This window comes from Microbacterium schleiferi (genome assembly GCF_020781975.1).
Taxonomy (GTDB): Bacteria; Actinomycetota; Actinomycetes; order Actinomycetales; family Microbacteriaceae; genus Microbacterium.
In genome coordinates this window covers 1-26771 of record NZ_JAJGNI010000007.1, presented here as the reverse complement: position 1 = coordinate 26771, position 26771 = coordinate 1, and the positions used below count along the sequence as shown (strand labels likewise).

The 26771-nt window shown below is 63.4% G+C and carries 26 protein-coding genes; 12 read left to right on the top strand and 14 right to left on the bottom strand.

Annotated elements, in window-relative coordinates; genetic code table 11:
• The first annotated feature begins 28 nt into the window (after positions 1 to 28).
• Together LL236_RS09375 and LL236_RS09370 are read left to right on the top strand one after the other, a co-directional pair.
• The gene (locus LL236_RS09375) at positions 29 to 496 is read left to right on the top strand and encodes a hypothetical protein (protein ID WP_228178489.1); all 468 of its coding nucleotides are present in this window, start codon (positions 29 to 31) and stop codon (positions 494 to 496) included.
• The gene (locus LL236_RS09370) at positions 493 to 2001 is read left to right on the top strand and encodes an ATP-binding protein (protein WP_228178488.1); all 1509 of its coding nucleotides are present in this window, start codon (positions 493 to 495) and stop codon (positions 1999 to 2001) included. The genes LL236_RS09375 and LL236_RS09370 overlap by 4 nt, the downstream gene beginning before the upstream one ends.
• Here the strand turns inward: LL236_RS09370 and LL236_RS09365 are convergent.
• Positions 1977 to 2411, bottom strand: a complete 435-nt coding sequence (locus LL236_RS09365) for a hypothetical protein (RefSeq protein WP_228178487.1) — start codon at positions 2409 to 2411, stop codon at positions 1977 to 1979. The two genes, LL236_RS09370 and LL236_RS09365, sit on opposite strands and share 25 nt — an antisense overlap.
• 471 nt (positions 2412 to 2882) lie before the next feature.
• On the opposite strand from LL236_RS09365, the gene LL236_RS09360 reads away from it, so the two are divergent.
• The 6 genes from LL236_RS09360 to LL236_RS09335 all read left to right on the top strand — a co-directional run bounded on the left by LL236_RS09360 (position 2883) and on the right by LL236_RS09335 (position 7919).
• Complete coding sequence (locus tag LL236_RS09360; RefSeq protein ID WP_228178486.1) at positions 2883 to 3395, top strand: hypothetical protein; 513 nt, start codon at positions 2883 to 2885, stop codon at positions 3393 to 3395.
• Positions 3396 to 3448: 53 nt separating this feature from the next.
• Complete coding sequence (locus tag LL236_RS09355) at positions 3449 to 5170, top strand: TraM recognition domain-containing protein (protein ID WP_228178672.1); 1722 nt, start codon at positions 3449 to 3451, stop codon at positions 5168 to 5170.
• 79 nt (positions 5171 to 5249) lie between these two features.
• Positions 5250 to 5837: a hypothetical protein gene (locus tag LL236_RS09350; RefSeq protein ID WP_228178485.1), complete on the top strand. Its 588-nt coding sequence runs from the start codon at positions 5250 to 5252 to the stop codon at positions 5835 to 5837.
• The gene (locus tag LL236_RS09345; protein WP_228178484.1) at positions 5834 to 6049 is read left to right on the top strand and encodes a helix-turn-helix transcriptional regulator; all 216 of its coding nucleotides are present in this window, start codon (positions 5834 to 5836) and stop codon (positions 6047 to 6049) included. Before LL236_RS09350 ends, LL236_RS09345 begins: the two co-directional genes overlap by 4 nt.
• Before the next feature lie 61 nt (positions 6050 to 6110).
• Positions 6111 to 7262 (top strand): tyrosine-type recombinase/integrase, encoded by a 1152-nt coding sequence (locus LL236_RS09340; RefSeq protein WP_228178483.1) that lies wholly within the window; start codon positions 6111 to 6113, stop codon positions 7260 to 7262.
• A 162-nt stretch (positions 7263 to 7424) separates the two neighbouring features.
• Entirely contained in the window at positions 7425 to 7919 is a 495-nt protein-coding gene (locus tag LL236_RS09335) for a hypothetical protein (RefSeq protein WP_228178482.1), read from the top strand.
• 31 nt (positions 7920 to 7950) lie between these two features.
• Here LL236_RS09335 and LL236_RS09330 read toward each other — a convergent pair whose 3' ends face one another.
• Together LL236_RS09330 and LL236_RS09325 are read right to left on the bottom strand one after the other, a co-directional pair.
• A complete protein-coding gene (locus tag LL236_RS09330; RefSeq protein ID WP_228178481.1) occupies positions 7951 to 8712 on the bottom strand; it encodes a hypothetical protein in 762 nt (253 codons plus the stop codon).
• A gap of 2 nt (positions 8713 to 8714) precedes the next feature.
• Entirely contained in the window at positions 8715 to 9590 is an 876-nt protein-coding gene (locus LL236_RS09325; protein WP_228178480.1) for a hypothetical protein, read from the bottom strand.
• Between the two features lie 726 nt (positions 9591 to 10316).
• On the opposite strand from LL236_RS09325, the gene LL236_RS09320 reads away from it, so the two are divergent.
• Both LL236_RS09320 and LL236_RS09315 read left to right on the top strand, forming a co-directional pair.
• On the top strand, positions 10317 to 10877 hold the full coding sequence (locus LL236_RS09320; RefSeq protein ID WP_308017252.1) for a hypothetical protein: 561 nt from the start codon (positions 10317 to 10319) through the stop codon (positions 10875 to 10877).
• Between the two features lie 115 nt (positions 10878 to 10992).
• Positions 10993 to 12378 (top strand): hypothetical protein, encoded by a 1386-nt coding sequence (locus tag LL236_RS09315; protein WP_228178478.1) that lies wholly within the window; start codon positions 10993 to 10995, stop codon positions 12376 to 12378.
• Positions 12379 to 12408: 30 nt separating this feature from the next.
• On the opposite strand, the gene LL236_RS09310 is transcribed toward LL236_RS09315, so the two are convergent.
• From LL236_RS09310 to LL236_RS09280, 7 genes are all read right to left on the bottom strand, one after another.
• On the bottom strand, positions 12409 to 13281 hold the full coding sequence (locus LL236_RS09310; RefSeq protein WP_228178477.1) for an SMODS domain-containing nucleotidyltransferase: 873 nt from the start codon (positions 13279 to 13281) through the stop codon (positions 12409 to 12411).
• Positions 13278 to 14189, bottom strand: coding sequence for an S-4TM family putative pore-forming effector (locus tag LL236_RS09305; protein ID WP_228178476.1), 912 nt, complete (start codon positions 14187 to 14189; stop codon positions 13278 to 13280). Before LL236_RS09305 ends, LL236_RS09310 begins: the two co-directional genes overlap by 4 nt.
• Positions 14190 to 14194: 5 nt before the next feature.
• Positions 14195 to 15022, bottom strand: coding sequence for an SMODS domain-containing nucleotidyltransferase (locus tag LL236_RS09300; RefSeq protein WP_228178475.1), 828 nt, complete (start codon positions 15020 to 15022; stop codon positions 14195 to 14197).
• A complete protein-coding gene (locus LL236_RS09295) occupies positions 15019 to 18120 on the bottom strand; it encodes a type I restriction endonuclease subunit R (RefSeq protein ID WP_228178474.1) in 3102 nt (1033 codons plus the stop codon). The genes LL236_RS09300 and LL236_RS09295 overlap by 4 nt, the downstream gene beginning before the upstream one ends.
• A complete protein-coding gene (locus LL236_RS09290; protein WP_228178473.1) occupies positions 18117 to 19292 on the bottom strand; it encodes a restriction endonuclease subunit S in 1176 nt (391 codons plus the stop codon). The genes LL236_RS09295 and LL236_RS09290 overlap by 4 nt, the downstream gene beginning before the upstream one ends.
• A gap of 5 nt (positions 19293 to 19297) precedes the next feature.
• Positions 19298 to 20863, bottom strand: coding sequence for a type I restriction-modification system subunit M (locus LL236_RS09285; protein WP_228178472.1), 1566 nt, complete (start codon positions 20861 to 20863; stop codon positions 19298 to 19300).
• A 213-nt stretch (positions 20864 to 21076) separates the two neighbouring features.
• Positions 21077 to 22501, bottom strand: coding sequence for a hypothetical protein (locus tag LL236_RS09280; protein WP_228178471.1), 1425 nt, complete (start codon positions 22499 to 22501; stop codon positions 21077 to 21079).
• A 63-nt stretch (positions 22502 to 22564) separates the two neighbouring features.
• Between LL236_RS09280 and LL236_RS09275 the strand changes: the two genes are divergently transcribed.
• On the top strand, positions 22565 to 22918 hold the full coding sequence (locus LL236_RS09275) for a hypothetical protein (RefSeq protein ID WP_228178470.1): 354 nt from the start codon (positions 22565 to 22567) through the stop codon (positions 22916 to 22918).
• A 4-nt stretch (positions 22919 to 22922) separates the two neighbouring features.
• Here LL236_RS09275 and LL236_RS09270 read toward each other — a convergent pair whose 3' ends face one another.
• A complete protein-coding gene (locus LL236_RS09270; RefSeq protein ID WP_228178469.1) occupies positions 22923 to 23474 on the bottom strand; it encodes a hypothetical protein in 552 nt (183 codons plus the stop codon).
• Positions 23471 to 24052: a hypothetical protein gene (locus LL236_RS09265; RefSeq protein ID WP_228178468.1), complete on the bottom strand. Its 582-nt coding sequence runs from the start codon at positions 24050 to 24052 to the stop codon at positions 23471 to 23473. The genes LL236_RS09270 and LL236_RS09265 overlap by 4 nt, the downstream gene beginning before the upstream one ends.
• 94 nt (positions 24053 to 24146) lie before the next feature.
• Here LL236_RS09265 and LL236_RS09260 point away from each other — a divergent pair, with 94 nt between their 5' ends.
• Positions 24147 to 25145: a prepilin-type N-terminal cleavage/methylation domain-containing protein gene (locus tag LL236_RS09260; protein ID WP_228178467.1), complete on the top strand. Its 999-nt coding sequence runs from the start codon at positions 24147 to 24149 to the stop codon at positions 25143 to 25145.
• 112 nt (positions 25146 to 25257) lie between these two features.
• Here LL236_RS09260 and LL236_RS09255 read toward each other — a convergent pair whose 3' ends face one another.
• On the bottom strand, positions 25258 to 25578 hold the full coding sequence (locus LL236_RS09255) for a hypothetical protein (protein ID WP_228178466.1): 321 nt from the start codon (positions 25576 to 25578) through the stop codon (positions 25258 to 25260).
• A 180-nt stretch (positions 25579 to 25758) separates the two neighbouring features.
• Positions 25759 to 26544, bottom strand: coding sequence for a hypothetical protein (locus LL236_RS09250; RefSeq protein ID WP_228178465.1), 786 nt, complete (start codon positions 26542 to 26544; stop codon positions 25759 to 25761).
• Between the last annotated feature and the right edge of the window lie 227 nt (positions 26545 to 26771).

Genomic DNA, 26771 nt, shown 5'->3' with positions numbered 1-26771 from the left:
GAGACGCGCCGGTGCGCACCTGCCCGGCATGAACAGCGCATACCCCACCGCTCCGATGTCCCGGCAAGTCGGGACGCTCACCTTGACCGTCTGGCCGGACTCGCCGCTGGGCGAGCACCAGCGATACGCCTACCGCATCAAGGGCACCGCGACCGGGCAGACGATCGACGGCCGGGACCTGTTCACCGGCGCCGGAGCCCCGGTCGCCCCGGACCGCGCGATGCGCGACCTCGCCGCCTACCTGGCCGCGGCCGGCGACGCCCGCCAGTACGCCATCGACAACCCCGGCAGCAGGCCCGAGCACGAGGGCCTGTTTCCCGGATGGGTCGCTGAGGCCGCTTGCCAGAACGCGGACGCGCTGGCCCTGCTCGGCATTGAGGACCCGCCGCAGCCCAAACCGGACATGCCACAGCAGCCTCGCCCGGCGCCGGACTCGTCATGGTTCGACCGTCCCGCCGGCGGCTGGGTCTCCGGGAGGCGGGGGCGGTCGTTGTGAGCCGGGGCGAGAAGCTGTATACCGCTGTCCTCGTCGCCCCCGCCTCGGAGCGGCGCCGGCTGCGCAAGCAGCGGCGGCAAGCCGCCGCCCGCCTCATCGCCGAGCAGCGTCACGTCGAGAAGGAAGCGGCCCAGGCCAAGGCCACCGCCGAACGGGCCGAACGCCGCGCCACGGTCTACCTGCCCGCCGCCGGCGAGCCCGGCCCGGCGGCGCTGAGGACACCGGGCCGGTTCCGGGTGCCCCGGCATCAGGACACCAGCGCCGTGCTCGCCGGGCAATACCCGTTCCTGGCCGAAGCCGGGCTCGGAGCCGCGGGAATCTTCATCGGCCAAGACCTCTACAGCGGCTCATCGTTCGTGTACGACCCGTGGGAGCTGTACCGCAGGGGCATCATCACCGCGCCGAACCTGATCCTGGCCGGGATCGTCGGCTCCGGGAAATCGTCGCTCGCCAAGAGCCTCTACACCCGCAGTCTGCCCTTCGGGTACAGGGTCTATGTCCCCGGCGACCCCAAAGGTGAGCACTCCGACGTCGCGGAAACAGTCGGCGGGAAAGCGATCATCCTCGGGCACGGGATGGGCAACAGGCTCAACCCACTCGATGAGGGCTACCGGCCCGGCGGCCTGTCCGACCAGGAGTGGGCCACCACCCTCGCCGCGCGACGCCGCGATCTGCTCGGAGCCTTGACCGAGACGGTGCTGGATCGGCGGCTGGCGCCGCTGGAGCACACCGCGATCGACACCGCCCTGGCCGGCGCGGTGCGCGACGCGGACGTGCCGATCATGCCGATGGTGGTCGACCGGCTGCTGCGCCCCGACCCAGCCGACGACCCGGACGGCCGGCTCACCGAGGACGGCCGCCAAGTCGGCCACGCGCTGCGCCGCCTCGTCGCCGGCGACCTGGCCGGCCTGTTCGACGGGCCGAGCACCGTCAGGTTCGACCCGTCGTTGCCGATGGTCAGCCTCGACCTCTCGCGCGTCACCGAGAACAGCACGCTGATTTCGGTGCTGATGACCTGCTCATCGGCATGGATGGAAGCCGCCCTGCTCGACCCCAACGGGGGCCGCAGATGGGTCGTCTACGACGAGGCATGGCGGCTCATGTCCCACCCGGCGCTCCTGCGCAGGATGGACGCGCACTGGCGGCTGGCGAGGCACTACGGGCTGGCGAATCTGCTCGTGTTCCACAAGCTCACCGACCTGGAGAACGTCGGCGATGCCGGGTCGGCAAACCGGGCACTGGCGAACAGCCTGCTGGCAAATGCGGAGACGAGGATCGTCTACCGGCAGGAGAGCGATCAGCTCGGCCCCACCGCCGTCGCGCTCGGGCTGACCGGCACCGAACGCCGCCTGCTGCCCGGACTCGGCACCGGGCAAGGGCTCTGGCGGATCAAGGACCGGGCCTTCGTGGTGCAGCACCAACTCCACCCCGCCGAGCTGGCCGCATTCGACACCACCGCCCGCATGACCGGCACCCAGGATCATGCGCGGGCCTCCATGAACTGAAGCATCGCAATGGGCACCGGCGCAGTTGGTGTCCTAGGAAGGTCGACTATCGGGAGGGCAATCCGCACATTGGCGATGTCATCCACTCCGAGCTGCAACCACTCGGTGCAGTCGACGTGAGGGAAAGAGTCAACGAGCTGTCGCTCTGCAAGCAGCAGGCTGAAAGGAGCGAAGTGAATCACTGCCGATGCCGCCGGTGTAGTCGCGGTCGCCCACTCACCGCTATCGCTGTCTTGTGACATGCGGACAACCAGCGCCTCGTGGCTGCCCTCTACATGGGCCGGGCTTCTGTCCGGCGCGATGGCTGCCAGGAACCTCATACCTTCGGGCGGTTGGGCTGGGATGCCTTCGCGCACGATACGAACAAGATCAGCGTGCGAGTCGATGAGGTTTGGAGTCAGGGCCGTCATGCCCGCGATCGTTGCGCGGATGAATCTGCCGGGACGCACGTCGGTAAGTTCGCCGGTGATGTGGGTCCGCTGGCCCTTCCAATGCGAGTGGAGCAAGTGGCCGGCGAAACAGTGCGCCCACCTGATGTACTCGTCATCCCAAGGCGACGTGCTTGCACGGCAAGCCTCACAGTGCGCGTACCGGCTCGCGCCCCCGAGCCTCGGTCGTCCGTAGGCGAGGCGGTTATCCGCCGTTGTGCCGCCCCAAGCGAAGCTTCCCCGGTTGAAGGCTGCCTTCGGCGGCACGTGAGCTTGGGTGAGCTTGGCTCGGCTCCCGCAGAGGGTGCATTTGCCGGTTCTGGCCTGCTGGCCACTCGGCCGAAACCCCTCCTGGTCAGTCATCTCGCTCCTCCTCTGTTGAAAGGCTAACGGTGGAAGCCGGGTCTGCCGTGGGGCGTCCGACCGGGTGCGGTTCTGGCTCACCTCGGGTTCATGAGGAAGCCTGAGCCTGAGCCCGTCCCGGTCTCGATCCCGCTCGTCGTGCTCGATGTGCACGAGGACGGCACCGTGACTGTCACCGTCGACGGGAAACGGCTGGACCCCGACCCTTTCGCGCCGCCGTGGCGACGATCCTCGTTCGGGCAGATCATCGACCGCGCCACGAACGACCGGACGACACCGGCCAGGGTCGAGGTCCGCGAAGCGGACGGCACGACCTTTACCGACATCATCGCCGCCCGCCGTCGGCGTTCCCGCGCCGAGCACGAACCGGAACCGGAGGCGCCGGCCGGGCCGGTGTTCCACACCGTCGAGGGCGAGGGGTTCGTTCCCGGCGAGGACGTGGCGCTCGCCATCGTCACCGGGCACACCGACGCCGCCCACACCGGCACCGCCCGCGCCCTCATCGACCCGGCCGGAGTCAGCGTCGACCGGGCCGGCGGGGTCATCGAGGTCATCCTGTTCGGCCGGGTCTCCGGCACCATGATCATCCGGCGACTGCCGTGAACGAGCAGGGCCGGCAGACCGGCTCGTTCGGGGACGAGCTGACCAACGCCGCAATGATCGGCCTGGTCGTCCTGTTCGGCGTCGCGTTGATCCTGCGCGCCGCTGGATCGGTGGCCGCGTTCCTGACCGGCACACCGCAGCCGGCCGGCGATCCCGCTTCCGGGGTCGGAGTGCTGTTCCGCCCTGGTGATCCCGGCTCGGCGCTCGACGCGGACGGCCTGAACTCGGTCGTCTACTGGATCGTCGCCGGGCTGCTGCTCGCCGGCCTCGCGACCGGCGGGCTATGGGCGTGGCTGCGGCTGCGCCGCCACACCCACCGGATCGAGACCGACCCGCGCCGCATGGCCGGGATCGCCACCCGGCACGAAGTCGCCGCCGCTGCGTCAGAGAAGGCGCTGCTGCGCCGCGCGGGAAACCTGCGCCCCGGTCTGAGCGATCCTCGGCCGCGGGACGTGGGCTACCGGCTCGGCACCTCCAAGGGCGCCGGCGTGTGGGCCTCGGTTGAGGACTCGATCATGGTCATCGGGCCGCCCCGCTCCGGGAAGGGCCTGCACCTGGTGATCCCGGCGATCCTCGACGCGCCCGGTGCCGTCGTCGTCACCTCGACCAGGCCGGACAACCTCACCGCGACCATGCGCGCCCGCCGCAGGATCGGCCCCGTCGCGATCTTCGACCCGCAACACTTGGCCGAGGGTCTGCCCGCCGGTCTGCGCTGGTCACCGATCCGGGGCTGCGAGTCACCGCAGACCGCGATGATCCGCGCCACCGGGCTCGCCGCCGGCACCGGCCTGTCCGCAGGCGGCGTCGACAGCGGAGGCTTCTGGGAGGGCAAGACACGGGCCGCGCTCCAAGCCCTGCTGCACGCGGCAGCGATCGACCACCGCCCGCCCGCCGAGCTGTTCCGGTGGACTCTCGATCCGACCGCGGCCGCCGACGCGGTGGCGATCCTGACCGGCTCCACCCAGGCGGCAACCGGATGGGCCGAGTCGCTGGAAGCGATGATCGACTCCGACCCCCGCACCCGCGACTCCATCTGGCAGGGCGTCTCCCTGGCTCTCGGATCGCTGGCCGACCCGCGCGTGCTCGACGCCGTATCACCCGGCCCCGGTGAGGGCTTCGACCCCGAAGCGTTCATCCGCGACCGCGGCACGTTGTTCCTGCTGGCAACCGGGTCCGGTGCGGGAGCCAGCGCCGCGCTGGTCGCCGCGCTCGTGGAAGACCTCATCGAGACCGCCCGCCGCCTGGCCGCGCGATCATCCGGCGCTCGGCTCGATCCGCCGATGCTGCTGGCGCTGGATGAGATAGCCAACCTCTCGCCATTGCCGTCGCTGCCGACGCTGATGGCCGAAGGCGGCGGGTCCGGGATCACGACGATGCCGGTGCTCCAATCGCTCGCGCAGGCGCGGGACAAGTGGAACGAGCACCAGGCGAACGCGATCTGGGACGCCTCCATCGTCAAGGTCATCCTCGGCGGCGCATCCAACAGCCGGGACCTGCAAGACCTCAGCGCCCTGGTCGGGGAACGCGACGAATACACCGACTCCGTGACGCTGGGCGACCACGGCACCCGCTCCAACCAGAGGTCCGTCCGCCGGGTACCGATCTTCCCGCCCGACCGCATCCGCCGGCTCCCGTTCGGGACCGGGATCGTGCTGCTGCGCTCCGCGCCCCCGATCGTCACCGACCTGCACCCCTGGCCCAAGCGCCCCGACGCCGGCCAGCTCACCGCCGACCGTGCCGAGATCGAAGCCCTACTGCGCCGCTCCCACACCTGAACTCCGGTCGCAGCAAGGAGCACCTGCCCGCCACAACGGCCCGGTGCCACCGGGGCCGGAGAGCAGACAGGAGCACAGCATGTCCGACGAACCTCACGGCGACGCCACGACGAACGACGTTCCCGGCTCGGATATGGACGAGATGGACGACGACGGTTACGACGAGCCGCTGATCGCCGAGCCCCCGCACCCGATCAACTGGAACCTGCTGAGCGCCGAGGACGCCGAGGCCGAGTGGTTGGAGCTCAACCGCTGGGTGGACTGGCTGCGCCACACCTACGGGCTCCCCGCCTCCGTGATCCCGCCCGCCTGGCACATGCACCCCGAGCTGCTGTGGGAGCTGAGCGCGCTGCACCTGCACTGGCTCTGCGCCTACGACCCCGACCAGAACGGCAGCGCACCGCTCGGCTGGCACCGCGACTTCGCCGACGCCCGCCAGCGGCTCCGCGAATGGGTCGCCGCCTGCGGCACCCGGCTCGACCACGACCGCCCCACCAGGCAGACCGTCTGGCCCGGCGAAGAACCCCGCGACCCCATTGAGGACATCCCGATCACCGACCGCGACGCCGAGTTCGTGGAGTTCGTCATGGCCGACGTCCAGGCCCGCCGCGAGGCCGAGGAAGCCTTCTACCGCGACCTCGACCCGGGCACCGGAGAAGTGTCGTGAGCGACAAGACCGAGGCACTGGTCGTCTCGCCCCTGCTGGACAGCCGGGAGGTCGCCGCGTACTTGAAGGTCTCGGAGTCCACCCTGTCGCGGTGGCGCTCCGCCGGCACCGGGCCGCCGTTCCTGCGGCTCGGCGGTATCGCCCGCTACCGGCTCGATGCCGTGGACCGCTGGCTGGCTGAACTGGAACACGACTATGCCTCGGAGGGCTGAACCGCAGCCGACCGCCGAGCCCAAGCCGGTCCCGCCGATCGGCGTGAAGGTCTCCACGGACATGGAGCGCCGCTCCTACGGCATCCGCGCCCGCGCCCGGTGGACCGACCCGACCACGAAGCGCCGGGTCATCCGATCGGAGATCGTGCGGGACGAGGCGGCCGCACACGCCTTCTTCGACCAGCTCCGCAACTCATCGACCAAGGGCATGGACGTGTCCATGACGCTGCTGGAGTTCGTCACCTCCATCGGCGACCGGTGGGCACGGGGCCTGGACCCGACCTCCACGGGCGAGACCTATGGGTATGGGCTGAAACTGCGGGTGTTGCCCGCGCTCGGGCACCTGCCTGTCACCCAGATCACCGCGGGCATCATCGACCGCACCATCGACGAGTGGGAGCAGCGCCACGGCGCGTCGACCATCAAGAACACCATCGCCCCGCTCGTGAGGGTGCTCGATGAGGCCGTGCGGGACGGGCTGATCCAGATCAACCCCGCGAAGAACCGTGCCAAGCGGAGCCTGAACCGCAACGCCTTCCGCAGCCAGTCCGCCGAGCAGTCCTCTCCGCGGGCGCACGCAATCCCGGACATGAAGACCCTCAACCGGCTCGCCAAGGCGTGCGGGAAGGTGCATCAGTCCTACAGCGACTTCGTGATGCTCGCCGCGCTACTCGCCGCACGGTCGTCGGAGGTGTCCGGGTTGCAGGTCGGAGACGTGGACTTCGGCAAGAACCTCGTCGTGATCCGCCGACAGGTTTTCCCCGGCAAAGGCGGTCTGGTCACCAAGCCGACAAAGAGCCGCAAAGAACGCCGCGTGCCGATCCTGGAACCGCTGCGGCCCGTGCTGGAACGCCTCACCAACGGCAAGCAGCCCGAGGACTCGTTGCTGGTCGGCCCGAAGGGCGGCTACCTCACCACCGCGACCGTCCGCGACGCCACCAACTGGGACGGCGTCGTCGCAAAGCTCGGACTGCCCGACCTCACCCGGCACGGCCTGCGCCACACCGGGGCGACCTGGATGGCCGACGCCGGTATCCCGCTGCACGTCCTCCAAGACATCCTCGGGCACGCCTCGATGGAGACCACCCGCGGCTATCTGCACCCCGACGACCGTCACCTCGCCTCTGCCGCCGAGCAGGCCAACGCGTTCCTCTCCGCCGCCGGACAACGCAAGCACGCCCGGCGCAGCAGCCCGGCACCCAAGGGCCTGTGATGCGCTCCGATGCCCGCGGGAGTGCTCCCGGAAGCGTTCTGGTCCCCTTTTGGTCCCCTTATCCACAGGAAGCGGGTTCAAGGCGCCCCGGTCGGCCACAGGTGACCGCCGGCGAGAGCGACGGGGGGACCAGAGGGGGACCACGGAAAACGACCCCCGGACATGATGAAGCCCAGGCGAGAAACCTACTCTCACCTGGGCTTTTGCGTCGACCTTGTTTACCTCTGTTCCACAAATTCGCTAACGGGGGTGGATGCGGCTGCGCTGCGCCGGATTCGGCGTGATTCCGCGGATGTTCGAACCTTTCGCGAGCCACCTGCGGCGCGTCGGAAGTGGACGAAGCTTGGCGACGAGGCACGAGCCGAGGTCGTTGCACGGTATGAGGCGGGCGAGACGTCGACGGCCCTCGCGGAAGCGTATGGTGTCGCGAAGTGCACGATCCTCGGCATCCTGCGGGCGAACAGCGTGGTCGTGCGACGGCAGCCGCTGACAGCGGAACAGGTGAGCGAGGCAGCGAAGTTGTATAAGTCCGGATTGTCGCTATCGAAAGTTGCTGAGCGGCTCGAGGTAAATCAGGAGACGATGCGCACGGCAATCCTGAGGGTCGGCGTTGCTTTGCGCGAACCAACACGAGCTCGCTCTCCGGGGCTGGAGTGAGCGCGGTCGGACTGGCAATGAGGACGGATCGCTACGTGAGGTTTGCTACCTTCGACTCGATGCGGGCTATGCCCAGGTCTGTGATGAGGTAGACGCCACCTCTCAAGACAATTTCCCGGTACTTCGAGGACGCCAACTTCGCGATTGCGCGCCGCGTGCCCGATCCGTCTTTCGGGATCAGGGATACGAGTTCTGGTTGCGACAGTCCATCGTCGGCGAACATGAGGTGCGCGAGGACTTCCTCTTCGGCCGTGAAGCTTGTCGACTGTAGAAGCGCCTTTTCGCCGTAGATGCGGATGAGCGGTTGCGGGAAGCGTGCGAGTGATCGAATCGTGGTCGCAAGTTCCTCTCGGTCTGACGTCACGAAGAGTCGCAGAATCTCGGCCAAGATCCATCGAACGGATTCGACAATGAGCCGCGAGTCAATCTCGTTCGCTGTGTAGGTGGGAGATACGTGAACAGCGCCACGCTGGCTGCGTAGCTTGTAGATCGACCGCAGCACCTTGGCGAGGTGAATCGCGGCCTGTCGCTCAGGAAAACTGTGCGAGACCTGTTCGTTGTCGACGTAGCGCAGGCAATCATCTACTGATTTCGTCAGGTTCACATTGCCGGAGTCGATCGAATAGATCAGCCGTGATGCCACCTCTGCAAACCGGCCACCGTCGAGTTCGGTGTTCTTCCATCGCCGGAGACGAAAGGCCTCCTCGACGCCGACAGCCTCTTCTATGAGCTGCGTCGCAAGCGTCCCGTCGACAGACTTTGACAGCTCAGTCGCAATGTGTGCTTGATCCATGCTTACGACTCAGCACTCAACGCCTTCAGCGCAGCCTCTCCGTCTGGGCTTAGGCGGATCTTGCCAGTCTGCGTTGAGCGATTGACGTGCCCCTTCTGTCGCGCTCGTTCGAACAGGTTTGTCATCTGCTTGCCGGGGAGCCCAGCGCCGAGGTGGTCGCTTACCCAGACGATCTCACTGTTCTCCAGTCCGTCTGCGCCAATCTCCTTAGCGAGGCGGAGAACCCACAGGAAGCGGTCCCTGTTCGTCGTGAGCTTGTTGTAGTCGGGGAGTCCGTCAATCGATGTCGGAATGGGGTCGACTTCCTTGAAGAGAGCGGGTACCTCAACCGTTGTCTTGCGCGGTCGAGAGCTGCCGTTCGTTCGAGGCCGGCGCGAGCTTGCGGTGCGCGTTGACTTCTCGCTACGAATGCTGTCGAAACCGTTGTCGAGGACATCGTGACCCGTTGAGGTGAGATAGAACTCGCCCTTCTGGTCTGCGTCAGCAACCCACCCTGAACGAACAGCGTTGTCGAGGTCCCGACTAAGGTTCTTTGGCGTTGCCTCTCGTGCGCGTCGGAAGAGGGGTTTGATCTCGTCGAGCGTGAAGGTGTCCTTCTCGCCATCGAGGACCGTACTCGCGAGTGCCACGATCTTCTCCGGGTTTGTCTTCGCGCCTGTCGTGTCGATTGCGTCGCGCGGGTTCGCCGAAGCGGAGCGAGCCGTCGTCGACGTAAGCGTCACCGGTGCAAGCTGCGTGCTCGCACCGGGGGCCAGGATCTCCGTGGAGCTGGAGGAGTCGATGAACGCGATGATCTGTGCTGCCTGGCTAAGAGTGATGTCATCGGCATACGACAACTTCCCGCTGATCTCGATCTTGACTGTTCTTTGCTGGTCCATAGGGCTCCTCCGTTTCTTAGTATCTCCATAGTATCATGACGTAGCGATGTAGTACATAGGTACAAGCATGAGCGGTATGTAGCTCCACAGTTCTCCGACGTCAACGAGGTCTGGTGCGGCCAGGGCTATCTGAATCTGCCACCGATACATCCACCAGTAATCGCGCCAGTCGCCGTATGTCGAGGTCCGGCCGCGCGATCCCTCTGACCGTCGTCTCTCGCGGCGGGCGAGGCAAGCCCTTTGTCCGGACTGCCTGGGCGCGTGGGCTGATGCGGCGCTCCATCCTCTCTGCCAAGATTCGCTCGAAGTGCGCATACGCCCGCCCGGCCTGACTTGGCAAGCTCGGGGAGAGCTTTGTCACCTCGCGTCGATAGGTGAGGGCATCATCGTCGTAGAACTCTTTACTCGGCGCGAAGAAGTGGTGCAGATCGCGTTGCTCGAAATACGCCAAGTATCCGAAGAGATCCGAACGAAACTCCCATGCCGTCATGAGTCGATGGCGATGGGCAAGATAGACAGAGTCGGTAAGTCGTGGCACAGCACGCGAGTCTCCCCATTGAGTTATGCGCTGAGTATGCGCCACTCCCCCACAAAATGCATTCATAAGCATCACGTGGTCGGACGTAATCGTGAGCCTCTCGGTACATCCGACGGGGGTCGATATGTACCGAGAATTGTGCACCGGGGCCAAGGACCTTGTAGGACTCGAACCTCTTTACAGAGGTGATGAAAATGCGCAGCAAAGACGAAGCATGTACCGGGACACGGAAAAGACGCCGAAATCGACGTCTTCTACCTCTGTTATCGCTACTGATAACCATAATCATTTTGGTCGGCCTTGTTTACCTCTGTTCCACAAATTCGGAAACAGGGGTCACGACCGCCGCGATGCGCCGAATCCTGCGAGATTCCGCGGATGTTCTAACCCCGGGCGAGACCACCGCTACGCGCCGGAAGTGGACGCGCCTGACCGATGAGGCGCGAGCTGCCGTGATCGAGCGATACGAAGCGGGCGAGACGTCGACGGCCCTCGCGCAGGCGTACGGTGTCGCCAAGTCCACCATCCTCGGCATCCTGCGGGCGAACAGTGTGGTCGTGCGACGGCAGCCGCTGACGGCGGAGCAGGTGAGCGAGGCGGCACGGCTGTATGAATCAGGGTTGTCGCTTTCGCAGGTCGCGGAGCGAGTGAAGGTGAATCAGGAGACGATGCGCGTTGCGATCCTCGATGCGGGCGTGATGCTTCGCCCGCCGACGGGATTCGATGCACTGGAGACGAACGACAAGTAATGCGTTCATGCTTTGTCGGAATGACCTCGTCGCGTAAAATCAGAGCATAGAACTCTACTTCTCAGACCAGTTCAATGTCGCGCCCGATGTGCTCGAAGAGTATGGCGCTTTCAACGTGAGTGTCGTCTCGGACCTGCCTGTCTTCATCGACCCCTTCCTGCTGTTCCACAGCGACAAGCCCGAGTACCAGGAACTCCACGAGAGCATCATCAAGTACCTCAAGTTCCTCCGGGACGAGGCCGACCCCAACCTGGATGACGCGGTTATAAAGAACCTGTACTCCTTCAAGGAGGTCAAGCAGAACTGGCTCGGGTTCACGGTCCTTGGCAACGGCGGGAGTGGCCTTGGCCCGAAGTTCGCGCGCGAACTTCACCGCGCCCTTGGATCAATCTTCAGCAACTTCGGCGACGAGTTGATCACACAGAGTCCACACCTAGAGAAGCTGGCGCTCATTGGCAAGGGGGTGGGCCGTGACAACATCAGCGACTTCACGACCAACCTCATCAAGGACTATCTCCTCCAGTACACACAGACGTTCGCGCAACAGCACCTCGAGCCCGAGGACTGTGCGACATTCGCCGTGACCCGAGCTGAGTTCGACTACGCCACCAAGGCGTGGAAGACAAAGCGCTACTACTTGCCGAAGCTCGGCAGTGACTTCGTTCTGTTGACGCCGTTTGACATCCTCACGAGCGACGACACCTGGATCAACCACGGCGACATGATCCACAGCTTCCCTCATCTCCCCGATGCGATCGACGATGATCAGATGCGCGGTCAGATCGACAGCTACTTCCGCTCACGGCTGAGCGAGCGTCCGTCGCCCAAGGAGTACGCGCAGGCGGCGCAGGACACGATCTGGAAGTTCCCGGAGCTGGTCGACTACTACATCCGCCGCCAGGAAGAGAACGGCGATCACGCCGAGGCCCTTAGCGCCGACCGTCGGCGCGAGGTCTACGACGCGCTTGTGGAGCAAGTCCGTGAGGCGATCCCCGCGATCGAGCAGGGCAGCAACCTCTACGAACTGCCTCTCGGCAGCTATGAGGAGTCGCTCGTCCGCGCGAAGGCATTCAAGGACTACATCGAGAACAACGACGGCTACCTGGTGATTAACCGACGCGACCGCCCGTTCTCGCGGGAAACGGATGTCCAGATCTTCTTCGGCCTGATCTGGTACCGGACCGAGTTCGATGTGAATCGAGAGGTGAACAACGGTCGTGGCCCCGTCGACTTCAAGGTCAGCAAGGGCGCGTTCGACAAGTCTCTGATCGAGTTCAAACTCGCGAGCAACAGCCAGCTCAAGCGCAATCTCGAGAATCAGGTTGCGATTTACGAGAAGGCCAACGGGGTGCGCAAGTCCGTCAAGGTCATCGTCTGCTACACCGCCGAACAACAGGCGAAGGTGGATCGCATCCTCGGCGAGCTGAAGCTTGCCGGCGAGGAATCAATCGTGGTCATCGACGCCCGTAACGACAACAAACCGTCGGCTTCGAGGGCATAGTCGCGCGGCGGTGATCTCGAGGGCCACGTACTAAGAAACGGGGAACGCGCTGCCAAGGACGATTCGCCAGAGCCGCTTCGCTTCCGCGTGATCGCCCCGGCCTTCCGCCTCGTTGGCTCGCTTCGCGCGGTCAGCAGCAGCGCTCAGCGCGTTGAGCAGTTCCTGCCGTCCGCTCGACGTGAGGTAGGTGCTCAGGTCGCCGCCCTGGCCGCCAGGATCGCTCACGCTGAGATAGCTCGGCGCCCACTCAAAAAACTTCTGCAGGGCTTCTCGGTAGTTGCTACCGAGCGAGCCGAATGTCGTGGCCGCGACAGTTTCTAGATGGAAGGAACGGAAGTGCTTGGAATGAGCCCGATTCCAAGCCTTTAGGAGGCGCACAACGGGGCTGAGGTGATAACCAAGCGCCCTATTCTTCTCGAAGTACCAGGAGTTCGCGACGGTCGGCGCGGTGAGTAGCCAACCACCGGTGCCATTTGGGAGGTGATAGATGTCGTTGCCCTGGTGGAACACGGGTGCGACATCGACGTGGCCTCCGGACTGATAGAACACGCGGACTGCTTGACCGCGGGTGCCGACCTGCTGCGTCTTGAAGCCGTCGTACGCGTTCCTGACTCGATAGATGAAGCTCTTCGAGTCGTAGGCGTACTTGCTCCACGCGCCATTCTCGTTTGAGAAAACAGCAAGTAAATCGATGTCGTCCAGCGGGCGGATGATGGTGCCCTTCGACGCAGATCCCATGAGGATGCCCTTCCAGTAGGGCATGTCAGAGGTAGACGGGAAAGCCTTCGTCAGGTCTGTGTCGACGGATGCCTTCCGGTTGGGGATGAAAGTCGACTTCTGGTGATCGGTGGCGGTGATGTCCTCAAGAAACTTGCTGAAGGCCTGCGCGGTCGTGACGGTCACTGCTTCTTTCTCCGGAGTTCGTCCGCAGCCGCGTGCATCGCGGCTTCGTTCCTACTGCGAGTCAGGTTGTAGAGCCAATCAGGAGCCTGCGGTGTGGTCCGTCGGAGGTCATACATCTGCACCTGCCAGGCGACGAGCTCTTGCCCAAGAATCGGGGCGTCGCCTTCGATGCGCGACTGGATTGTGTTGGCAAGATCTTCCCTGTCCTGGGCTGCCCGCCATGTGCTGAGCAGGTACTCGACGACGTCGAGGGCAGCAGGCAGAACCGGGAAGATGACTCCCAGGAGGATGGCACCGAAGCTGAGCGCGCTGACGGAGCTCCAGATGGTGAGGAAGACGAGCCAGGCTAGCGTTAGTCCCGCCCAAACCCAGACCGCCGTACGGATCAGTCGCCCGGTGTAAGAGGCGTTCGCTCGCTGAGCTATCGCGACAGTTTCGCTACCGGGGTGATCTGCGGCGATCGGGTACCAGTCTAGGAGCTTCTCCTTATTGGCCGTAGCTCGTAGGCCGCCTGGCGCCGCCGCCAGGACGGCGATGTCCTCGAGGCTTGGTACTGAAGTGCGTTCGATGGTCGCCGGCATCTTAAAGATGTAGAGGTCGAGCAACTCCTGAATCGCGGCCGCCCGTGTCATGCTGCGCGTTTCAAACCAAGCGAGCACAGTTCGGCCGACAAAAAGCCAGAGTCCCGTCACCGCACCGACCGCGACCGCCGAGCCGGGAATGAGTACCGAGACGAACGGCGCAGCAACACCGAGAAGAACCAGGCCGATCCAGCGGAAGCTCTGCCATTTCTTGGCCCGCGAGTGGAGCCGTCGCTGAGCAAGGAGCAGGCGAAGTGCATCGTCGCTATTCTGACGGGCCGCCATCTCGGCGCTGGCGGGGGCTTCGTATTCGGCGTGCTCTGCCATGGGATTTACCTGTTGAACAGCAGCTTCAACTGCGTGATTGCGTTCTCGTCGTCGTTCGCCACGTAATAATCCATGGCCTTCTTCGCACGGCCAACGGCCGTGTCGAGCTTGGACAGCGCATCCTTCTTCGTCGCGTCAGACGAACATGAGCCGAAGCGCGACCCGAGGCCGGTGGGGTCGTTCATCGACGCGAGTTGCACTGTCTGCAGGTGCTTGAGTGCGTAGTAGAGATCGATGATCGGGTTGTAGCTAGTCTCGTCACTGAGGTGTTTCGCCGCCTTCATCTCCAGGTAGCACGAGGAGACTGGCACGCTTCGCTTGTATTTCCAGATCTTCAGGTGGCGAGCTAACTTCTTCGCGCCACCGCTGTGCTTCGAATTGATCTCGTTGACGTACTTGTTGTGGTCCTCGGGGAAGCTCTTCATCCATCCGCCAGAGGGGTTCGCGATCATGTACCCGCCGCCGGCGGCAATGTAGCCAGGTACTACCTCGACGACACCGTCGGAGAAGTTGCAGACGACTGCAGGCTGGCGGATGGTTATAGAGGTCGATGGGAAGCGGGCCTGAAGCGATTCCTTCGCTTTGGTCAGCATGGTCCACGGCGACGAGGGTTGGATTCCCTTCAGTGACACCAGGTAGTCGGCGTCGCTGTAGTGCCATACGCCCGTGCCGTGCCGCAACGATCCGATCTCAAACATGCGATAGACACCAAGAGTGTTGTCGAGGCGGGTCTCGATCGAGTCCTTGTGGCTCTTGGCACCGTCGAACTGTGATGCTGTGGGCGTGTAGTAGGTGGTCAACTCTGACATCCACGCACTGGCGGTCGTGCTCACGATCCGCCTCCACCACTCAGCCCGAAGAACCGCTCAAAGAAGGTTCCGAGCTTCTCGATGACGCGCTGCTTCTTCTCTCCGTGGCCGCCATCGGCAGAGAACCGGGAAGCAGGCGGAAGCACCTTGGTGATCGCCGTTCCAGTCGTGCGGAGCGCTCCGTCGCGGAACGCGATCTCGATGAATGCGCGAGTGGCGTCGGCGCGGAGTCGCTCGTCCTCGATGATCGCTTCTAGTTCGGCCTCGCGCTTGGCAGCGATGAAGGCCTGCCACTCCTCGTCGATAGCGCCGTCAACCGAGACGGAGTCGACGAAGGCTTCGATGAGATCCTTCTTGTTGCGCAGGGTCGGGCTGGCGTCGACGGCACGCGAAATCTCGGCGCGGATCTCCTTGTCCTCACCGTCGCCGTGCTGGCTGCGGTACTTCTGGACGAGCATCAGGATGTAGTCGACGTTGATCTCGACCTGCTTGATCAGCTCGATCTCGAACACGACGTCATCGTTGATGAGTTCCTTATCGGCGTCCTTGTCCTTGCGGAATTCGGCGTACAGATCGAGGTAAACGCTGCGGTAGTCCTGCCCTTGCCTCTCCGTGAGGATCTCGTTCCCGGCGAAGTCATCGAACGAGGTGAGGATGTTCTCAAGCCGCAGGACCTGTCCGAACAGCTGGATGAACTCCTTCTGCGCAGCTTCGCCGATGATCTGCTGCCCGAGTGGGAACGAAGTCAGCAGCTCGTTGACCTTCTCTGCGTACTCGCCGTAGTAGTCGCCGTACGGCTTAAGGAGCACGACGCCGCGGGCGTCCTTGTTGCCGAACAGTTCGAGGGCGGCGTTGGTCTCTTCTTCGAGGTCACGGAAGGCGACGATGTTGCCGTACGTCTTGACCGAGTTGAGGATGCGGTTGGTGCGCGAGTACGCCTGGATCAGGCCGTGCGCGCGCAGGTTCTTGTCGACGAAGAGCGTGTTCAGGGTCGTCGCGTCGAAGCCAGTGAGGAACATGGTGACCACGATGACGAGATCGAGCTCCCGGTTCTTGAGTCGCTGCGAGAGGTCCTTGTAGTAGTTCTGGAACTTGTCCGCGCTGGTGTCGTAGCTCGTGCCGAAGATGTCGTTGTAGTCCTGGATCGCATCCTCGAGGAAGCCGCGCGCGTCCGTACTCAGCGCATCGGTGTCGAAGGCCTCGTCGTCGAGAATCCCGTCGTCGCTGGCATCGTTCGCGCCGTAGGAGTAGATCAGGCCGATCTTCAGGCGGCGTTCGGCAGGCAGTGCCTCCTGCTGGATCTGGAAGTGGTTGTAGTAGCGACGCGCCGCATCGATCGAGGCCGTCGCGAAGATGGCGTTGAATCCGCGCACCCGCTTGCGCTCGCGGACGGCTTCGGCCTGTCGGCGCGCACGTGTCGACTCGGCGACGTTCGTCACGACGGAGTGCTCGTAGCTCGAGGAACGCTTGGTCTTCTGGTCGAAATGCTCGAGCGTGTACTGCACGACCTGACTGATGCGCTCCGGCGCGAGCAGCGCCTTCTCGGTGTCGATGGCCGACACCTGCTTGTCGACGATGGTGCCGACCTTGACGGTGTTGACGTAGTCGATGCGGAACGGCAGCACGTTCTTGTCGGTGATCGCGTCGACGATCGTGTAGGTGTGGAGCTTCTCGCCGAAGGCTTGCTCGGTGGTCTTGAGCTGCGGGTTGCCGCCTGTGCCGGCGTTGACCGCGAAGATCGGGGTACCTGTGAAGCCGAAAAGGTTGTAGCGCTTGAACGCGCGGGTGATGTCCGTGTGCATGTCACCGAACTGCGAACGGTGGCACTCGTCAAAGATGATCACGACGTGGTCGTTCGTGACCGTATGGCCCTTGTTGGCCTTTATGAACGTCGACAGCTTCTGGATCGTGGTGATGATGATCCGCGCGTTCGAGTCCTCGAGCTGCTTCTTCAGAACCGCCGTTGACGTGTTGGAGTTCGCCGCGCCCTTCTCGAAGCGGTCGTACTCGCGCATCGTCTGGTAATCGAGGTCCTTGCGGTCCACGACGAACAGCACCTTGTCGACGCTTGGCAGCTTCGATGCCAGCTGCGCCGTCTTGAAGCTCGTCAGCGTCTTGCCCGAACCGGTCGTGTGCCAGACGTAGCCTCCCGCGGCAACGGTGCCGAGCTGCTTGTAGTTCGTGGCGATGTCGATGCGCTGCAGTAACCGCTCGGTCGCAACGATCTGATACGGGCGCATCACCAGCAGTAGCCGATCTGCGGTGAGCACGCAGTAGCGGGTGAGAATGTTCAGCAGCGTGTGCTTGGCGAAGAACGTCTTCGCGAATGAAGTCAGGTCCGTGATCGGCTTGTTCTGCGCGTCCGCCCACCATGACGTGAACTCGAACGAGTTCGAGGTCTTCCGGCCCTTGGCCTGCTTCTTGCCCTCACTGATGTGCTGGGTACGGGTGGTGTTCGAGTAGTACTTCGTCAGCGTTCCGTTGCTGATCACGAACAGCTGCACGTACTCGAACAGACCAGAGCCGGCCCAGAAGCTGTCGCGCTGGTAGCGGTTGATCTGATTGAACGCCTCACGGATGTCAACACCACGACGCTTGAGCTCGATGTGCACCATCGGCAGCCCGTTGACCAAGACCGTGACGTCGTAGCGGTTCGCGTAGTTCGCGCCACCCTCGCCCTGACCGATCTCGTACTGGTTGATGACCTGTAGCCGGTTGTTGTGAATGTTCTGCTTGTCCAGCAGAGCGATGTTCTTCGTCGAACCGTCGTCCCGCTTCAGGAGCTGGACGTGGTCCTCCTGCATGCGCACGGTCTTCTCGACGATGCCGTCGTTCTTGCCCGCGATCTTGGAGTCGAAGAAGTCCGTCCACTCTGCGTCGGAGAAGGTCATGTGGTTCAACGACTCGAGCTGGGTGCGCAGGTTTGCCACGAGCTGCGCCTCAGATGTAACCGGCAGGTACTCGTATGCCTGGGACTCCAGGAGTCGGATCAGTTCCTGCTCAAGTGCGGACTCTGACTGGTATGCGGCCGACGCGTGGGCGTCTGGAACGTACTCCGCGACGACCGTGGACTCGGCCGAGACTGCGATCGGGTCGTACTTGCGAGGCAGGGCTTCACTCATGCCGCAGTCTCCTCAAAGGTGAAGAGCTGGTCGCGATAGAAGGCGTACTGCTTGCGGCGGGCAGCGATCTCGGCGGGTAGTCCCACGCTCAGGTTGTTGACAAGCGCGTCGAACTTGTCGAGAAGCGCCACGATGCGCTGCTTCTCACCGATAGGGGGGTTTGGCACCGGGATCCGATTGAGGTTCGCTTTGTTCAGCTTGGGCTGGGCGGCACCGGAGACGAAGGGAGACAGATCTATCGAGTTGAGGTAGATCTCGACAAAGCGGCGTTCAACGTACGTATCAAACTCGAGAACGTGCGCGTGGTTGTTGACCCAGGTCTTGCCGTTGATTGAGAAGGCGATTGGGGTGGACCGAGCGAGCAGATTCGCTCCGTCCTCGGAAACCAACAGATAGTCACCGTCGAAGATGTAGCCGCTCACGTAGTCGACCACACCGGAGGCTCCGTAGTAGGGGATCTCTCCAGAGGTTCGCGCGGCTTTGGTTACTGGCTTCCGGCGGCTATCGAGGTTCCTAGCCAAGTCTCCAAGCGCACTGAAGGGCGTCTCAGCGCCAAGATCGAGCAGTTCGCGTCGGTAGTGGATGTACTGGCGTCGCCGCGCTTCCAGCTCCGCTTCCAGCTCCGCTTCCAGCTCCGCTTCCAGCGAGGTGAACTTATCCAAGATTCCCACGATCTCCCGTTGCACCTCGATAGGCGGGACGGGAAGTCGCACCTTCGCCAGCTGGCGCGCCGAAACGTCGATCACTTTCGTACCGGTAGCGAGCCCACGCTTCTGCAAGGAGAAGGACTCGGACTGGAACCAATATGCGAGGTACTTGGGGTCGAGGTCGTGCTGGATCACCGTGGCGTGACCGCCGGTAACGATCGGTTCCGAACCGAGCCAGGCGACGGCCTTTCCGACGTCCTCGACGTTCTCGCTGGTGTTGGTGATGATGATGTCGCCGGGCTGCGCCTTCGCAAGCTTCATGGCCGTCTCCGGCGCCACGAATGAGATCGTTTCGGTCGCCCAGACGCCGTACCTGGTATAGATCTGGCCGTAGTGGATGGCGCCGACGCCTTCATCAACGAGATCGGTCTTGGGCATGCCGTTGCCGCGAACGAATCGCGCGACGTCGCCGAGTGTGCGGAACTCCACGCCGTTGGGCGCGTGCTCGGCGATCAAGTCATCCACACGACTCACTGCGAACCCTCCAGGTCCGCGACGATCTCGTCAATTGAGATTCGCAGCTCAGCCTGTCGCGCGACGATCTCGGCAATCTCTTCGTTGAGTGCCGTGATGTCGACTACCTCGCGGGTGTCTTCCTCCTCGACGTACGACGAGACGGAGATGTTGTAGTTGTTGACCGCGATGTCCTCGTTCGCGACGAGCTTCGCGAAGTGCTTCTCGTCTTCCCGCACGTCGAGCGCCATCAGAATGTTCTGCTGGTTGTCCGGCGTCAGCTTGTTCTTGTTGCCGACACGCTTGAACTCGTCCGACGCGTTGATAAACAGCACCGAGTTATCGGTCTTGGACTTCTTGAGCACGATGATGCAGGTCGCGATCGTGGTGCCGAAGAAGAGATCTGCAGGCAGCTGGATCACGGCATCGACGTAGTTATTGTCGATGAGGTACTTGCGGATCTTCTGCTCCGCTCCCCCGCGGTAGAGCACGCCAGGGAACTCAACGATGGCCGCCGTGCCGTTCACGGCGAGCCAGCTCAGGATGTGCATCGTGAAGGCGAGGTCGGCCTTGGACTTCGGTGCGAGCACACCAGCCGGCGCGAAGCGCTCGTCGTTGATCAGGAGCGGGTTGGCGTCGCCCTCCCATTTGATGGAGTAGGGCGGATTAGAAACGATCGCCTCGAAGGGCTCGTCATCCCAGTGCTGCGGGTCGAGCAGGGTGTCGCCGTGCGCGATGTCGAACTTCTCGTAGTTGACGTCGTGGAGGAACATGTTGATGCGCGCGAGGTTGTACGTGGTGAGGTTGATCTCCTGGCCGAAGAAGCCGCCGACGTTCTCGCGGCCGAGGACCTTCGCGAACTTGAGCAGCAGTGAGCCCGACCCGGCAGCAGGGTCGTAGACCTTGTTCACCCGCTTCTTACCCATGACCGTGATGCGGGCAAGCACCTCCGATACTTCCTGCGGGGTGTAGTACTCACCGCCAGACTTGCCAGCCTGCGAGGCGTACATCTGCATGAGGTACTCGTATGCGTCGCCGAAGAGGTCGATCGAGTTGTCCTCGAAGTTGCCGAGCGGCAGGTCCCCAATGGCATCGAGCAGCTTCACGAGCTTCTCGTTGCGCTTGGCGACGGTGTTGCCGAGCTTCGAGCTGTTCACGTCGAGGTCGTCGAAGAGGCCCTTGAGGTCATCCTCACTGTCGGTCCCGACCGCCGAGCCTTCGATGTTCTTGAAGACGCGCTCCAGCGTCTCGTTCAAGTTCTCGTCCTTGGCTGCGCGACGACGCACGTTCAGGAAGAGCTCCGAAGGGAGGACGTAGAAACCCTTCTCCGAAACCGTCTCCTTGCGCCCGAACTCCGCCTCAGCGTCGGGGAGGCGCGCGTAGTCGAAGTCAGTCTCGCCAGCCTCGTGCTCACCCTTGTTGATGTAGGCGGTGAGGTTCTCCGAGATGAATCGGTAGAAGAGCATGCCGAGTACGTAGCTCTTGAAGTCCCACCCGTCGACGCTGCCGCGCAGGTCGTTGGCGATGCGCCAGATGGTCTTGTGCAGTTCGGCTCGCTGAGCTTCCTTGGTTGTGGGCGTCATTGGTTCGCAATTCTCCTTGCGCCACCGGGCGCACATAAGTTGATGAGCTCAGGTGATCTCAACCTAGCGGCGCCATCGGACACAACCGGGGAACTGGGTCACCTCGAGTGGGAGCTACTGACCGGGAGTATGACTCGGAACCGCCGTAGCTACTGGTAGTAATTGTACTTTTATCAGGGATTCTTGCCAAGAGCATGCCGGGGATGGCCATCGTCAGTACCGCTCCGGCCCGTACGGACTCAAAGACCCCATGAATGGCTGCAGTGCGGTCGGCGTTGGATCAGGCGGGTCCGGAAGGCGGAGCTTCTCCCCCGCCGGGTCAAGCTTCTCCGCGTAGCTTTCTGCCCACGCAAGCCACTCGCGGGTGTCCGCCAGATCCGTCTCGCTGAGCAGTGGCACTGTGTGCGTCTCGACGTGCGCGATGTACGCCCGAATTCGTGCCGCCTCCTCCCAGCGGGCAATGCGCGACGAGACGGCTTCCGCGCGAACCTCGTTGGTCAGCGCTTGAATTGCCAGCTCCCGCGCATGCTCCCACTCGCGCCTCCGCTGGAGTCGTCGCCGTTCTTCCTCTGCGCGATCTGCTTCGGCAGCCTCGTGACGCAGCTCCAGCTCCTGAAGAATCTGCGCCAGCGCCACGTCGAGTGGCCGCGTAGATTTGTCAACCCACTCTGATCCCCAGAAGGATCGGCCCCTCGTGTCGATGCGGATCCCCAAGCGCTGAGTGGGAACGCGATCCCACTTCGGCACGGCATAGCCACGCCCCGCACGGGCCAGCTCAGTCTTGGTCGCCACATGCTCGACCTGCTCACTGATCTGGTGGATCGTGAGTCGGTACTCATCGGGAAGGAGCGCGATATTGAGGAACCCGACATGCTCCTCGTCGCGACTCGCGAATCCCCAGCGGTCTTTCCGCGGCAGCGGGACGGCCTTGACGAGATATCCGCGGCACTGAGCTTCATCCGCCAGAGCCCGCAGCAGGCGCAGTGCCCGGTTCTTCTCACTCGAGCGAATGTTCAGATCGTCGCGCGCACCGATCGTCGTGATCGCGTCCGAAGCGCCGCGCAGCGTAGTCGGGATGGCAATTGGATCGAGAATGCGGGTCCGCCACTCGGGGAGCGGTAGCAGCGCCACCTCCGCAGTACGGGCGCGCCAATTGTGCGTGACGACCACCTGCATACCCTCGGGGATCTTCTTGAAACGCTCGGCGGTCTTTGCCAGCTGCGTGTAGCGCTGTAACTGCTCGGTCTCAATAGCCATGCGGTGATCGTTCGCCTCCGCGAGCGCGATCATCATGGCGTCGGTCGGCCCGATGCGCGGCGGTGCCTTCGGGCGCGGCTTCGACACCTTCTTGACGGGCGAGACTGTCACAGGCTTCGTGTTGGGCGGCGCCACCCGAAGGAGCGTGCTCGCGTCGGGCGCATAGTCGCCGTGCTCCAAGTAGTAGGTGCCTTTCTCGGTGATTGCCGCGGACCAAGATGCGCCATGGCCCCGCACGCGGACAAGTCCGCGCCGCTCAAGCGCCCGCGCACTGACGCGGTGCTGGAAACCTTCGTCATAGGTCCCAACTGGGCAGCCGTTCTGGATCCAGCTAAGGATTTCAAGCTGCGGCGGATTGAGCGGAACTGGGTTCGTCGGCATGTTTCGGACCGTAGCCGCTCTCAGATACTGCGCAAAGAGTCGTAGGTCTCATAGGGTGACGCCATGGGCATGGACGTCAACTACTCGTGGTACGTCGCCCATATTCGCGAAGAGGGCAGCTTCCACACGGCATCCGAGAATCTCCCGGTCGACCTTGCCGAGTTCCGCCGCGAGCTTCGACGAGCCATGAAGGCAGCCGGGCTACGCCTGCAGACGTCGAACCAGAACGGAACTTTCATCGCCTGGGACCCCGACTACGTAGTCCCCGACGAGAAGCTCCGAGCGGTGACGGACGCGATGACCTTCGATTTCCTCAAGCTGCCGCCGAGCTGTCCGGCTTGCAAGGGACGAACCGAACGTCGCTCCAAAGCCTGGCAATGCACGAAGTGTGGAATGACGGTGATAGGGAAGGCCTAGCGACTCAGCCAGCGGAGCCTCTGAGCCGCGAGCGCGCTTCACGGAACCCCTGCACGAACTGCGCGCGAGTGTTGCCGAGCGGGAAGCTCAGCGGAACGTCGTGAAGCAGTGGCACGTTCGCCGCACGCAGCGGATCAGCGAGAAAGGAATAGACATCGCGACTGCACATGATGACGCCGACTGGCTGAAGTGACGCGGCCCGCTCGACGCAGCCAGGGACATTGGCCCGCAGCACTTCCATCCGTTCCTTCCGGCTCCGCATGGCGTTGACCGGAAATGGGACGAGGTCGATTAGGAATACGCCGTCGGCTTGCAGTCTTCGAAGCCACGGTCTTTTCTCGTGTGACTTCGTCCGAAGCGCGCGCAGGTCATACATCGCCTCGACCACGCCACGGTAGAGATTGTCGTAGCCGAGATGGTCGGCGTAGAAGAAGTTTCGACGTGAAGAGACACCATGGTCGCTCGGGGCGCTCTCCCCGATGAGAAGCAGACGAACGTGCTCGGGTCGATATTCCTCTCGAAGACGCGCGTACCAGGCGTCTTCCGACTCGCTCACCACGTTGGTATTCCACGGTGCACCTCGTGATCGGGCGGCAGCCCAACTCGGCCCAACAACGCGAGGTCACGGTAAGAGGCTGGCAAGAGAACTGGCACGGAGCTCTGGTCGACCTCAAGCAGATCCCAACGGTCTTCATACGCTACAAACGTGCCGAGTGACACTCGGGAGCGCTCCACGGGTGCATTGCGCTTGCCAGCCGGCGCATCCGGATCAGTGAGCCAGTCCATGTGCGCGATCCACGCCGCCGCAGCAACGTGGATGCGCGGGACGACGAAGTTGCGCGGATGCTGGTTCAGATCGTGCGGGATGGCGACCATCACGAAGTATTCGCGATCGTGAAGGCTCGGTGCCTGCGACTTGGTTCCGATCGGCCAGCTGATCGACTCCATACGTGGACCACGCGCAGCCTTGACCTGCACCTCGACGAGCCGACGCTCGGCACCTTCCGCAAGCACCGCCAAAATGTCGGTGCGCTCCAGACCGTCGCGAGTGAGCGCTGGAGCCCATCCCCTACGGGCAAGTTCTGCGGCGACGTGATGCTCACCGATCGTCTTCGTCTGTTTCGTATCCACCACGCTGTGAGCGTATCGAGGGCGACGGACGTTGTGATTTCTACGACGTCGTACCTCTTGTCAGGAAGCAGCTCATGCTTCATAGTCAGGGGCAGATATGGCGCGAAGGGCATCCCGCACCAGTTTTGAAAGCCGTCACGACTCCCCCGCAGCCGCTTCTTCAAGAGGGCGCGGCTTCACCATCGTGGAGCTGCTCATCGTCATCGTTGTGATCGCGATTCTCGCGGCCATCACGATCGTGGCGTACAACGGCATCCAAGACCGCGCGAAGGCGTCCGCCGCGCAAGCTGCGGCGAAGCAGGCGTACACAACGATCGCGGGATACGCCGTCGAGCATGCGGATACCTATCCTGCAGACTTGGCGACGGCAGGTCTGGCGAACAGCGGCGACACGTCGTATCAGTACCGCGTCGACAACGCCGCGAATCCGAAGACGTTCTGCCTCACGACCACGAAGAACAGCGTCAGCTACTTCGTCAGCAATAGCGCGAGCTCGCCTACGGCGGGCGGGTGTGCAGGCCATGATGTCAACGGCGTTGCGGCAATCACGAACCTCGCCCGACTGACTCAGTCGAGCTCAAGCTCACGGTTCGCTACAGAAGTCGGAAACGGCGCTGCCACGTTCTCGTGGCCGACATCGGGCGGGCCAGCGGGGGTGAGTTACCAACGCGCAACTGTTACGACCGCCGCAACGAGCGGCTCATATGTGCACGGGCTCTCATGGACATCTACAAATGCGCTCACTGCAGGCACAACCTACACCTGGTCGAACTGGGTTCGCGCCTCCTTGTCAGTGGTTGTGGCGCCGGTTGTCTTCTACTCCGGTACTGGGAACTCTTCGTGTGCAACGCCAACCGTGACGCCGAACTCATGGACGAGAGTTTCCTGCACGTTCGTTCCTACCTCCTCGGGCACTGTCTATGCCCAGGGGCGGATCAGCAATGCGACGACCTTGCCGACCGGGGCGACCTTCGACGCAGCTCAGCCCATGCTGACGCAAGGCTCTGAGCTATACGGATTCGCGGACGGAGATTCCAACGGTTGGATATGGAACGGAACGCCGAACAACTCGACATCGACCGGACCACCGCTGTAGGCGTACTCATGCGAATGTTGGAAGCCCGCCAGACGAAGATGTCTGGCGGGCTGTTGTTGTTTGCGGATACGCGACGGGGCCGAAACCCACGCGTGCAATCCGCCCCGACCTCTCAGGCTTGTGCCTGCTTGCCACGCGCCGGTCGTGATGACGCGACGGTTCCGAAGATGGCCTCGATGGCGCTTTGCTTGGTTCTTGCTTCACGCTCGATCTCGGCTCGTACTGTCTCGGCTCGTTCGAGGACTTTCGGGTCGGTCTTGCTTGACTCGACCCAGGACTCGAGAGCCAGGCGGATCTCTTCGGTGACGGTGCGGTCGTTGAGCTGGGCGAGGACGTCCAGCTGTGCCCGCAGACCGTCGGTGATGCGCACGGCGAGGGTGCGCATCGGGCCGAGTGCCGATGCTGGCACTTCGGCGGGGGTGTTCTCACTCATGGTGAGCCTCCTCATCGGAAGCGACGGGCGATCCCCGGGTGGGATCGTCTACGCCGCAGACCGACGAGGAGTGACGCTGAGTATGAACGGTCCGACCCGGACGTCAATCTTCCAGTCGCGATCGTTGCGAAAAGCGCTACAACGTGCACAGACGGACACCTTGAACACGCGCGGGGTGAATCAGGAAGGATCGTTCTCCCAGCCTGCGAGGCGGAGCAACGCGGTGGCATCGAATTCGGCATCGCCGTGCTGGATTCTCTGCCCGTATTCGTCGATGTAGAGCTGGATTAGGCGCTTGACTGCCTCGACTTCGTAGTCGCGCGCTTCGATCGCTTCGGTGAGCACCCGTTCGCTGGTGCTGGGTTCGGTTGGGTCATGTGGCCACGTCTTGAGTCGCTCTACGCGCAAGATCTCTGCTCGTAGCGCGTAGACGTGCGCCCATAGCCGGGACAGTAGTTCCTGATGTTGCGCGGCATCCGCGTTCGCGACGTCACCGACGCGAATCGTCGGACTGTCGCCGCTTGATTCAAGCGGTGGGGGCACGGCACGACCGCGCGGGATGTAGTTCTGGGAGTCGCGGTGCAGCTGCCATGCGACTTCCGAAATGATTCCTGGCTCGATGCGCTTACGGAAGTGCTCGGGATCGCGCTCAATCGAATCGGCAGCAGCCGACCGACGTCGGGTGAGGTTCGTACCACGCGTTCCCGGTGCAAGGCCGAAAAGGATGCGCGCTGCTTCTCCGAGTTCATCGTCTGGGTAGTGCACCAGAAGCCGGGCGAGCAAATCATCGAAGGCCTTGATACGACTCAGTCGGTCATCTGGCGCGATACTCCGGGCTACCACCCCGCGTAGCCCGAGGACAGTCTCGTCCGTGAACTTTGGGCGTACCGGGAGCCCCTGCGCGACGACTGCTTTGAGTGAACGCGCGATCTCTGTGACGTCTGGCGGTGTGACCTGCACGTCCACGCTTGCTCCCGTTCAGTCGTCTGCCGTGCGCCCACAAAGTCGCCCGGAATATGTCCTATCTTGCGCCCAGTGTTCGCCAGAAAAGTACTACCCATGGCAAGGAGCCACCGACAGCGGAGAGGAACTCACATGTCGAACACACAACTGCTTGGCGCTTGACCCCTGATCTTGGACACGCTGATTCCAGCACGGCGCTGGGGAAGCGAGAATCCAAGGGATGGCTAGGA